This is a genomic window from Limimaricola litoreus (assembly GCF_024159025.1).
Taxonomy (GTDB): Bacteria; Pseudomonadota; Alphaproteobacteria; order Rhodobacterales; family Rhodobacteraceae; genus Limimaricola; species Limimaricola litoreus.
Genome location: NZ_JAMYXC010000257.1, coordinates 1 through 1,392, shown reverse-complemented (window position 1 = coordinate 1,392; position 1,392 = coordinate 1). Strand labels below are relative to the sequence as shown.

Here is a 1,392-nt window from a genome sequence, read left to right as displayed (position 1 = left end):
GTCAGCCGCAGCTCGCCGGGCATCTCGCCCATCGCGGCGTAGCAATCCCGCGCCGCCAGCCCCAGCCCCTCGACCACGGCACGGATCAGATCGGGAAAGCGATGCCCCTGGCTCAGGCCGACGAAGCCCGCCCGCGCATCGGCATCGACGAAGGGGCCGCGCTCTCCGGCCTCGGAGATATAAGGGTGATAGAGGATCTCGCCGGGACGGCTGCGCGCGAGCCAACCTTCGATCCGGGCGACGAGATCGGCATGCGACGCCTCGACCCCCATCTCGGCCATCAGCTCGCCCGCCAGCGCCAGCGCCCAGTCGATGTTGAGCGTCGCGGCCATGTTGGTCTGCACTTGGGTCACCATCCCGGGGGCGGGCAGCGCGATGACATAGCCGGTACAGGCCTCGTTCAGCACGACATCCGTGTCGCGCACCGCGCGCATGTGCACCCCGGTCGAGCCCACGGTCGAACAGGCGGCGCCGGGCGTGCCGGTATGGACCCCGGCCCCGAGCGCGGTCATCACCATGTCGACATGGCCGAGGCTCACCGGCGTCCCGGCCCTGAGACCGGTCTCGCGCGCCGCGGCCGGGCTCAGCGGATGCGTCTGCCGCGTGCCGTCGACGATCTCGGGCAGCAGGTGGCGGCGATGCTCCAGCCCCAGCGCGGCGATGACGGTGTCGTCATAGGTGCGGCTGCGGAAATTGCCGAAGGTAAAGCTCGCTTCGGAGGGGTCGGTGGCGCGGATGCCGGTGAGCTTCAGATAGAGCCAGTCCTTGCAATGCAGCGCCGTCTCGGCGCGATCGAGCCGCTCGGGCTCAGTCGCGTCGATATGCGCCATCTGTGCCCCCATCTGGCAGGTGTTGAGGCCGGTGCCGGTGGCCTCGAACCGGGCCCGCTCCAGCGGCCCCGATTTCAGCCGCGCCACCGCTGGCGCGGCGCGCGCGTCGAGCCAGAGCCAAGCGTCGCCGACCGGCGCGTCGCCCGTCCCGACCAGCCAGGTGCCGTCGCCCTGCGCGGTCACAGCGAGCGCGGCGCAGCGCTCGGGCAGCCGGTCGATGCGTTCGCCCAGGGCGCGAAGCGCCCGTGCGCAATCCTCCCAGGTCCGCGCCAATGGCTGGGTGGCGACGCCGCCTGACGCGGTGTCGTAGCGGTTTGGCACGGCGGCGGCGGCAATCTGGCGGCCGGAGAGGTCGAACCCCACCGCCTTGATCACCGAGGTGCCGGCATCAATGCCGATGATAAGGTCGCCCGTCCCTGCGGTCATGCTTTTCTCCCCTGCCCGGCGGTCAGTCCGGCAGCGCCGCCAGCGCCTGCGCCGTCGCCTCGTCGGTGATCAGCCCATCGAGCCAGCCGCCGCGCAGCACCGCCGCGATCGCGGCCACTTTGTCCGGCCCGCCGGC

2 protein-coding genes are annotated in these 1,392 nt (G+C 71.8%); both read right to left on the bottom strand.

Going from position 1 to position 1,392, the window contains the following annotated elements; genetic code table 11:
- Positions 1 to 1,256, bottom strand: a 1,256-nt coding sequence (locus NHG85_RS16110; protein WP_253334249.1) for an FGGY-family carbohydrate kinase, incomplete at its 3' end; no start/stop codon positions are given.
- A 22-nt stretch (positions 1,257 to 1,278) separates the two neighbouring features.
- The coding region (locus NHG85_RS16105) for a sugar-binding domain-containing protein (protein ID WP_305884605.1) at positions 1,279 to 1,392 on the bottom strand (114 nt) is incomplete at its 5' end.